Annotated in this window: 8 protein-coding genes; 3 read left to right on the plus strand and 5 right to left on the minus strand. The window is 60.9% G+C overall.

The window, feature by feature from the left end:
- The 4 genes from ADK28_RS11065 to ADK28_RS11080 all read right to left on the minus strand — a co-directional run.
- Window positions 1-451 (minus strand): ABC transporter ATP-binding protein (locus ADK28_RS11065; RefSeq protein ID WP_048795682.1); only part of this gene is annotated, 451 nt, incomplete at its 3' end.
- Window positions 444-2,213, minus strand: coding sequence for an ABC transporter permease (locus tag ADK28_RS11070; RefSeq protein ID WP_033639426.1), 1,770 nt, complete (start codon window positions 2,211-2,213; stop codon window positions 444-446). The genes ADK28_RS11070 and ADK28_RS11065, both read right to left, overlap by 8 nt.
- Before the next feature lie 78 nt (window positions 2,214-2,291).
- The gene (locus ADK28_RS11075; protein WP_033641358.1) at window positions 2,292-3,380 is read right to left on the minus strand and encodes an ABC transporter substrate-binding protein; all 1,089 of its coding nucleotides are present in this window, start codon (window positions 3,378-3,380) and stop codon (window positions 2,292-2,294) included.
- Window positions 3,381-3,546: 166 nt separating this feature from the next.
- Window positions 3,547-4,464: a DMT family transporter gene (locus tag ADK28_RS11080; RefSeq protein WP_016930036.1), complete on the minus strand. Its 918-nt coding sequence runs from the start codon at window positions 4,462-4,464 to the stop codon at window positions 3,547-3,549.
- A gap of 287 nt (window positions 4,465-4,751) precedes the next feature.
- Between ADK28_RS11080 and ADK28_RS11085 the strand changes: the two genes are divergently transcribed.
- From ADK28_RS11085 to brnQ, 3 genes are all read left to right on the plus strand, one after another.
- The gene (locus tag ADK28_RS11085) at window positions 4,752-5,084 is read left to right on the plus strand and encodes a tRNA-binding protein (protein ID WP_004931561.1); all 333 of its coding nucleotides are present in this window, start codon (window positions 4,752-4,754) and stop codon (window positions 5,082-5,084) included.
- 30 nt (window positions 5,085-5,114) lie between these two features.
- A complete protein-coding gene (locus ADK28_RS11090; protein ID WP_028127702.1) occupies window positions 5,115-5,996 on the plus strand; it encodes a 2OG-Fe dioxygenase family protein in 882 nt (293 codons plus the stop codon).
- 199 nt (window positions 5,997-6,195) lie between these two features.
- A complete protein-coding gene (gene brnQ, locus ADK28_RS11095; protein ID WP_016930038.1) occupies window positions 6,196-7,518 on the plus strand; it encodes a branched-chain amino acid transport system II carrier protein in 1,323 nt (440 codons plus the stop codon).
- Between the two features lie 69 nt (window positions 7,519-7,587).
- On the opposite strand, the gene tkt is transcribed toward brnQ, so the two are convergent.
- The coding region (gene tkt / locus ADK28_RS11100; protein ID WP_048795683.1) for a transketolase at window positions 7,588-9,576 on the minus strand (1,989 nt) is incomplete at its 5' end.

Raw genomic sequence — 9,576 nt, forward strand, 5'->3', positions numbered from 1 at the left:
CGATCGCCACGCGCTGCTGCTGGCCGCCGGAAAGCTGGTGCGGGTGCCGCTTGGCCAGATGCCCCAACCCGAGCTGATCCAGCACCGCCTGCACCCGCTGGGCGATTTCCGCCGAGGCGGTCTTACGCAGCTTCAGCGGGTAAGCGACGTTCTCAAACACCGTTTTATGCGGCCACAGGGCATAGGACTGAAACACCAGCCCCAGGTTGCGCTCTTCGGCGGGAATTTCGCTGCGCGCGCTGCCGTTGTACACGGGGTTATTGCCGATGACGATCCGCCCTTGGCTCGGTTTCTCCAGCCCGGCCACCGCCCGCAGCAGCGTGGTTTTGCCGCTGCCCGACGGGCCCAGCAGCGAGACCACCTCGCCCCGTTTCAGATCCATCGACACCCCTTTCAGCACCGGGTTGTCGCCATAGGTCAAATGCAGATTCTCTACCGAAAGTTCAATCATGTAATTTCACTCCAAAGCGCAAGGCGATCCCCAGCCCCAGCACCACCAGCAGGATATTGATGAACGACAGCGCGGCGACGATATCGATAGCGCCCGCGGCCCACAGAGAAACCAGCATCGAGCCGATGGTTTCCGTGCCCGGAGACAGCAGATACACCCCGGTGGAATATTCGCGTTCAAAAATCAGGAACATCAGCAGCCAAGAGCCGATCAGGCCATAGCGCGACAGCGGAATGGTGACGTGGCGGGTGATCTGGCCGCGGCTGGCGCCGGCGCTGCGCGCCGCCTCTTCCAGCTCCGGCCCCACCTGCAGCAACGTGGAAGAGATCAGCCTCAGGCCGTAGGCCATCCATACCACGGTGTAAGCCAGCCAGACGCTGAAGATAGTGCTGCGCAGCGAACGCAGCCAGACAATCCAGTTGGCACGCAGCCACTCGGCCATCGGCAACGCCGACAACCAGCCCTCCTTGAGCGATTTGTCCAGCCACATCGGCAAGAACAGGAACACCCACAGGAATGCCAGACCGGCCAACAGCCCCGGCACCGCGCGCGGCACCAGTACGCTGTAGTCGAGGAAGCGCGTGGCGCCATCCGGCTTGCGGTGCATGGCGATGCCGATAAACAGGTAGCACGCCACCGCCAGCGCCCCGCCGATCACCCCGATCGCCATCGAGTTGACGATGGCGCGCAGCAGGTTGGGCTGCGCCCAGATGGTGCGGAAGGTGTTGATCGACAGCTCGTCCCAGACAGACACGCCCACGCCCCAGTTAGAGATAAAGGCGCGCAGCACCACGCCGATCAGCGGCACGCCGATGGTCACGGTCAGCCAGAACACCACCACCGCGCCGGCCACCCAGCGCCATTTGCCGAGCGGCAGCGCGCGGGCCTGCGAGGCTTTGCCCTTGACGGTGACAAAGCGATTGGCGGTGCGCATCAGCCGGCGCTGCAGCATCACCAACGGAATAGTGATGCAAATCAGCACCACCGCCACCGCCGCCATCAGATGGTAAGACGGCGTGCCCAGCTTGTTGGTCAACTGGTACAGGTAGGTCGCCAGCACCAGGTTGCCTTCCGGATCGCCCAACACCAGCATCAGGCCGAACACTTCCAGCCCGAGGAAGAACAACAGCACCCCGGCGTACAAGATAGACGGCCGCACCATCGGCAGACTGACGGCGGTCATCACTTGCAGCGGCGTGGCGCCGGCGGTGCGCGCCGCTTCTTCAACGTCGGAGCCCACGCTGCGCAGCGCCGAGGAGATGTACAGATACGCGTGAGGCACGTGCGTCAATCCGGCTATCACCACGATGCTGGCCATTGAGTAGATGTTCCACGGCACGAAGCCCAGCAGCGCCTCCGCCCACAGCGAGAAGAAACCTACCGGTCCCGCCGCCACCACGTAACCGAAACCCAGCACCATCGGCGACACGAAGATCGGCACCAGAATCAGCGGTTCGATGATCCGCCGCCCCGGCAGATCGGTGCGCACCATCAGGAAGGCCAAAACACCGCCGAGCGGGATGGCGATAATCACCAGGCCGAATGCCAAAATAAAGCCGCTTTTCAGCGCCTTGTAGAAATCCGGATCGGTAAAGATGAACTCGAAGGCCTCAAGGCTGAAAACCTTGGAAGGAGAGAAAAACGGTGCCGAGAGGAAGCTTTGAATGATGATAAACGACAGGGGGACATAGATAACCAGCGCGGTTATCAACACCACCAGGCCGCGCGGCAGACTCTGCCACTTTCTGCGCCATGCTTGCATAAATGCTCCCTATGGTTGTAAACGACGACCAAAGGGCGCGCGCCCGTGCGACAGGCGCGCGTCCGAATGCAGTCCCTGTTATTTCGCCGCGGCGGCGCGCCATTGTTTGATATAGTCGAGACGCTTGGCCGGCTGCAGATATTCCAGCAGGCTGTCATCGACCGGGATCGGTTTGAGCGCGTTACCCAACAGCTTGGTCATGCCATCGATGTCGTTCTTGCCTTCGATGTCGTTGCGGATCGAGGGGATATCCGCCTGATTGGCGAGAATATTTTGCCCTTTCTCCGACAGCACATAGTCAAACCACAGCTTGGCGGCGTTAGGGTTGCCGGCCTCTTTGCCGATGAAGCTCACGCGCGACAGCACCAGGGTATAGTCTTTCGGATAGACGATGCCGAGCGACGGATCGCTCTTGGCGCGGGCCTCGGCGTATGAACCGAGGATATTGAAGCCGATCAGGTTTTCACCGGAGGAAACGCGTTCCATCATGGTGCCGGTGGAGGATTGCACCGCCAGGCCACCCTTGGCCACGTCGGCCAGCGTTTTGAAGTAGTTAGGATCGGCCTTGAAGTCCTGCACCGACAGCATGAAGCCGACGCCGGATTTTTCGATGTCGTAGGTGGTGACTTTCTTCTTGAATTTGTCCGTCTGGCCGGCGATCAGCTTGGCCAGCGCCGCATGCGAATCCGGCACATCGCCTTGCGGGATCAGGCGTTTGTTATAGATAAACACCACCGGCTCATAGGTGGTGCCATACACCTTATCTTGCCATACCGCCCATTTCGGCAGTTGAGCCTGCTCGGGAGAGGCGTATTCCTGCGCGTAATCGCCCGCCAGTTTCAAAATGGTGTCCATCGACGAACTCCACACCACGTCGCCGCTGGTGCCGCCGGCCGCCTGCTCGCTGATAAAGCGGTTATACAGTTCGGTGCTGTTCATGTCGTTGTATTCGACCTTGATGCCCGGATACAACGCCTCGAACCCCTGGATCAGCGGCGCCGCCGCCTTGGTGTCGGTGGTCGAGTAAATCACCACCTTGCCTTCTTTCTTCGCGCCGTCGACCAGTTTCTGGTAGTCGGCGGGGTAGCCCGCCGGGAAGGCCGCATAGGCGGAAACGGAGCCCAGCAAAGTGATTGCCGCTACGGTCGCGCTGATTTTTTTCATCATCATCCATCCCCTGATCACATTTAATAAACTAAAAATTAACATATAGTTAATAACTGTGACGAGGCAACGGCGTTGCTTTGTTATCTTTCGGTTTTGTGAGGTTGGACGTTTTTCAGCCAATAAAAAAGCCCGGCAGCGCGGGCTTTACGGCGCTTCCTGTCGCAAACTATTCGGCCAGGCGAGAACGCCGCAGCAGGCGAATTCGCTGTACGATGGCGACCCCCAGCAGGGTCAGGGCAAACCCCGCCAACTGCACCAGCGACAGCGCCTCGCCAAACAGCGCGTAAGCCTGCAGCGCCGCCGCCGGCGGCACCAGCAGCATCAGCGCGGTAATGCGAGTCAAATCGCCGTGGCGCACCATCCAGATAAACAGCGCGGTGCCGCCCAGCGACAACACGCCGGCCGACCACAGCAGCGAGAACCACAGCGTCGGCGAATTGTCCCAGGCGCCGGAGCCCATCACGGCCGCCAACGCGCCGGTCACGATCGCGGCGCCGAGGTGCTGAATGGCGCCCGCCGCCCGCAGATCGGCCGCCGCCAGCGAAGACTTCTGCACCATGATGCCGATCGTCAGCGCGACGATGCTGCCAAACCCCATCAGGATCGGCAACAGCGCCATATTGCCGACGTCGATACCGGTCAGTCGAGGGGAGAGCACCAGCGCAACGCCGATAAAACCGACCGCCAGCCCGGCCCAGGAGCGTAACCCTATCGATTTGCGCAGCACCAACGCGAAAATCAGCGCGGTGAACAACGGCTGCAATCCGCCGATCAGCGACATCACCCCGGCCGCCAGGCCGTTCGCCACCGCCCACCAGCTTGCAGCGAGATAAACGCCATTCATCAACATGCCGGTCAGCAGGTGCATCACGAACTGCCGCCCCTTGGGCCAGGCGCAATGCAATGCCAGCAAAGCGAATACCGCGGCGGCGATCAAAAAGCGAAAGGTCAGGAAAAGGTTGGGATCGGCATGATCCGCCACCGCACGCGCGGCAATAAAACCCGTCGACCAAATTAATATCAGGAAAAACGGCGCGATAAATGCCTTTCGCCGATCGCGTTTTTCACGCGGGGTTATTTCCATATCACTACCTGAAAGAATGCGGTTGATGAATGAGGGCATACTAACCAATTTAACACGGGCTTAACAGTGCCGAGCGAACGCCCAAGTTCAGGTGGCGCACATAATTACCGGTGAATAATGAAGTTTCAATTTCATATAATTCATCGAGCTTATAATTAATTGCGCTACGTTACGATAATGTAAATTAATTGCTACATCAGGTATAAATATTCCCCTATCGGCGACATTGTCGGGATAATTCCCCTTTGCTAGCCTTTCTGAAGCCATTTAATTAACGGGACTGACTCATGGCCGAAATCACTGATTTTATGAAACTGGATATGCGTATTGGCGAAATTATTTCCGTGGAATATAACGACAAGGCGTTAAAACCCGCCTATAAGCTGCGCATTGATTTCGGCGAGGAAATTGGCATTAAAAACAGTTCGGCGCAATTATGCGAAAACTATCAGGAAGATGATCTGCTTGGCAGAAAAGTCATCTCCGTCGTTAATTTCCCCGCCAGGCGGGTTGCCGGATTTAAATCCGAAGTGCTGGTTCTTGCCGCGGTCACCAGGGATCAAGGCACCGTCTTGCTGAAACCCGATTTCGACGTGGAGATCGGCAGCAAGATTTTATAACCGCCCCATCATTCGTGAGGCCTCCGAGAAATGCGACAGTTATCTCTGCTTGATGAAGTTAAGAAGGCATACCAGGAACACCGTTCAGCCTTTATCCCCGGCGCTACCATGCAGGCAATCCTGCTGGCGCTGGGCGCGCGGCCGGAAGATTTCGCCAGGCTGCAGCAGGTCAGCGCCAATCTGGCGGACGATCCCACGCTGCCTTTCCGCAAGTCCAGAAACGGCCGTTTCTGTTTCGACTTCGATCGCGCCCGGATTGAGCGGCTGGAGTTCCAGCCTTTCGTGCTCTCGGTCGAGGAAGACTTCATCCGCTACGATTCGGGAAAGGTGCGCCATTTCCGCGGCATCAACGACGATCTGCAGTTGAATACGGCATTTCAGGCGCTGATGAAATTCAAAGCCTACGTGATCGATGGCGTGAGCGTGACGCCGCGCCCCCGGCTTAATCAGGAGATCAACAAGTTCGTCTGCACGGTGTTCAACCTGCGCACCGTCACCACGCCGCAGATGCTGGGCGAACCGGCGCTGGAAGGCGTGCACAGCGACGGCGTCGACCACACCATGACGACCTTCCTCGGCTGCGACAACATGACCGACGACAGCGCCAAGACCTTTATTCACGATATGCGCGAAACCAGCGGGATCAAATTCGATCGGGCCCGGCCGGAATGGATTTTGGGCGCAATACAGCATCGGCATTTCCTCGATACCCTGCTGATTGTCGACCATGAACGCAAACACAGCCTCTCACCGGTGGAAGCGCAGGACAAACGTAAGAATTCAACCCGCGATATGCTGATCTTTTTCACCCGTAAACCGGTCGAAGACGGCCACGTCTCCTTCGCGTATGACTCTTTTAAACCGCATATCGAAATCCCGCTGTCGATAGACATGGTGGCGCGCGCGAGCTAACGCGTTGCCGGGCCGGCCGCCAGGATGCATCTGTGCGGCCGGTTCACGCAAGGATAAACAGCGCTGGATTAATCAGGTTTTTGTCGCCGAATTATTATATCCTGCCGGACGAAAATTTTTGCGGGCGCTCGCTGCCCCACGCGCCAGCCCTCTGCAGGCAGGCCGTTTATTTCATGAATACAGGCAGTGCCATACCGTTATGACCAAGAGTTTATCCCCGAAAGACATTATCGCCCTGGGCTTTATGACCTTTGCCCTGTTTGTCGGCGCCGGCAACATCATCTTCCCGCCGCTGGTGGGACTGCAGTCCGGCGAACATCTGTGGCCGGCCGCTATCGGGTTTATGGTGACCGCCGTCGCCCTGCCGGTGATCGCCGTGATCGCGTTGGCGCGCGTCGGCGGCAGCATCAGCCTGCTGACCGGCCCCATCGGCCGCACCGCCGGTTTGCTGCTGGCGACCGTCTGCTATCTGGCGCTCGGCCCGCTGTTCGCCACGCCGCGAACCGCCAATGTCTCTTTCGCCCTCGGCATTGCACCTTTCACCGGCGACGGCGCCCTGCCGCAGTTCATCTACAGCCTGCTGTTCTTTACCCTGGCGATGATTGTGTCGCTTTATCCCGGACGGTTGCTCGATAACGTCGGCCATATTCTGGCGCCGCTGAAAATTCTGGCGCTGGCCGCGCTCGGCATCGCCGCCCTGGTCTGGCCCGCAGGCGCGCCGCTCTCCGCCGTCGGCAGCTATCAAGCCTCGGCGTTTTCCACCGGCTTCGTACAGGGTTATCAAACCATGGACACGCTGTCGGCGCTGATGTTCGGTTCGATTATCGTTACCGCCGCCCGCTCGCGCGGCGTCAGCGACAGCGGGTTGCTGCTGCGTTATACGCTGTGGGCCAGCCTGATCGCCGGCGTCGGCCTGACGCTGGTCTATATCTGCATGTTCAAACTCGGCGCCGGCAGCGGTAGCCTGATCGAGAACGGCGCTCAGGATGGCGCGGCAATCCTGCACGCCTATGTACAGCACACCTTCGGCGATCTGGGCAGCGTCTTTATGGCGGTGCTGATGTTCATCGCCTGCCTGGTGACGGCGGTCGGCATGACCTGCGCCTGCGCGGACTTCTTCTCCCGCTACCTGCCGCTCTCTTACCGCACGCTGGTGGTCATCCTCGCCCTCTTCGCCATGCTGGTCTCCAACATGGGGCTGGCCAATCTGATCCGCGTCTCGCTGCCGGTGCTGACGGCGATCTACCCGCCCTGCATCGCGCTGGTGTTGCTCAGCTTCAGCCAGAACCGCTGGCGCAGCGCCAGGCGCGTCTTCGCGCCGGTGATCGCCACCAGCCTGGTGTTTGGCCTGGCCGACGGCCTGAAGGCTTCCAGCTTCAGCGGCCTGCTGCCCGCCTGGTTCGATAAGCTGCCGCTGGCCGAACAGGGGCTGGTCTGGCTGCAGCCTACGCTGCTGGTGCTGTTGCTGGCGGCGGCTTACGACCGGTTGCGCGGCGTCGAAAGCGCCAATGCCGCGTCGTAAGCGCGATTTCCGCCCATAAAAAAAGCCGGTCATGATGACCGGCTTTTTTATCGGCTTGCGCCAGACCGCTTACTTCAGCAGCGCCTGCGCCTTCGCCACCACGTTGTCCACGGTGAAGCCGAACTCGGCGAACAGCTGCTCCGCCGGCGCCGACTCACCGAAGGTGGTCATGCCCACGATGGCGCCGTTCAGCCCCACGTACTTGTACCAGTAGTCCGCGATACCCGCTTCCACCGCCACGCGCGCCGTCACCGCCGCCGGCAGCACCGACTCGCGGTACGCCGCATCCTGCTTGTCGAACGCGTCGGTCGACGGCATCGACACCACGCGCACCTTGCGGCCCGCCGCGGTCAGCTTGTCCGCCGCTTCCACCGTGATGCCCACTTCGGAGCCGGTGGCGATCAGGATGACGTCCGGCGTGCCCGCGCAGTCTTTCAGCACGTAGCCGCCGCGGTACACGTTCGCCAGCTGCTCTGCGGTGCGCGGCTGCTGGGTCAGGTTCTGGCGCGAGAACACCAGGGTGGTCGGGCCGTCGTTGCGCTCGATGCCGTACTGCCACGCCACCGCCGATTCCACCTGGTCACACGGGCGCCAGGTGCTCATGTTCGGGGTCACGCGCAGGCTCGCCAGCTGCTCCACCGGCTGGTGAGTCGGGCCGTCTTCGCCCAGACCGATGGAGTCGTGGGTGTAGACGAACACGTTGCGCAGCTTCATCAGCGCCGCCATGCGCACCGCGTTGCGGGCGTATTCCACGAACATCAGGAAGGTCGCCGAGTACGGCAGGAAGCCGCCGTGCAGCGCGATGCCGTTGGTGATGGCGGTCATGCCGAACTCGCGCACGCCGTAATGAATGTAGTTGCCCGCCGGGTCAACGTTCAGCGCTTTCGAGCCGGACCACATGGTCAGGTTGCTCGGCGCCAGGTCGGCGGAGCCGCCCAGGAACTCCGGCAGCACCTTGCCGAACGCTTCCAGCGCGTTCTGCGACGCCTTGCGGCTGGCGATGTTGGCCGGGTTGGCCTGCAGTTTTTCCACGAACGCTTTGGCGTCGGCTTTCCAGTCGGCCGGCAGCTCGCCGTTCATGCGGCGCTTGAACTCGGCGGCCAGTTCCGGGAAGGCCTTGGCGTAGGCGGCGAACTTGTCGTTCCAGGCCGCTTCTTTGGCCTGACCGGCTTCTTTGGCGTCCCACTGAGCGTAGATGTCCTGCGGGATTTCAAAGGCGGCGTATTTCCAGCCCAGCGCTTCGCGGGTGGCGGCCACTTCGGCGGCGCCCAGCGCGGCGCCGTGCACGTCATGGGTGCCGGCCTTGTTCGGCGAACCGAAGCCGATAACGGTCTTGCACATCAGCAGCGACGGCTTGTCGGTCACCTTGCGGGCTTCTTCAATCGCGGCCTTGATGGCGTCCGGGTTGTGGCCGTCGACGTTGCGCACCACGTGCCAGCCGTAGGCTTCGAAACGCAGGGCGGTGTCGTCGGTGAACCAGCCGTCGACGTGGCCGTCGATGGAGATGCCGTTGTCATCGTAGAAGGCGGTCAGCTTGCCGAGCTTGAGGGTGCCGGCCAGGGAGCAGACTTCGTGCGAGATGCCTTCCATCATGCAGCCGTCGCCCATGAAGGCGTAGGTGTGGTGGTCGACGATGTCGTGGCCGGGGCGGTTGAACTGCGCCGCCAGGGTGCGTTCGGCGATGGCGAAGCCGACGGCGTTGGCGATGCCCTGGCCCAGCGGGCCGGTGGTGGTTTCAACGCCCGGGGTGTAGCCGAACTCCGGGTGGCCCGGGGTTTTGGAATGCAGCTGACGGAAGTTTTCCAGCTCGCGCATCGGCAGGTCATAGCCGGTGAGGTGCAGGAGGCTGTAAATCAACATGGAGCCGTGGCCGTTGGAGAGCACGAAACGGTCGCGGTCAGCCCAGTGCGGGTTAGTCGGGTTGTGGTTGAGATAGTCACGCCACAGGACTTCGGCGATGTCCGCCATGCCCATAGGGGCCCCCGGGTGGCCGGAATTTGCTTTTTGTACGGCGTCCATGCTGAGTGCGCGGATAGCGTTGGCAAGCTCTTTACGAGA

This window comes from Serratia sp. 506_PEND, from assembly GCF_001076875.1.
Classification (GTDB): domain Bacteria; phylum Pseudomonadota; class Gammaproteobacteria; order Enterobacterales; family Enterobacteriaceae; genus Serratia; species Serratia marcescens.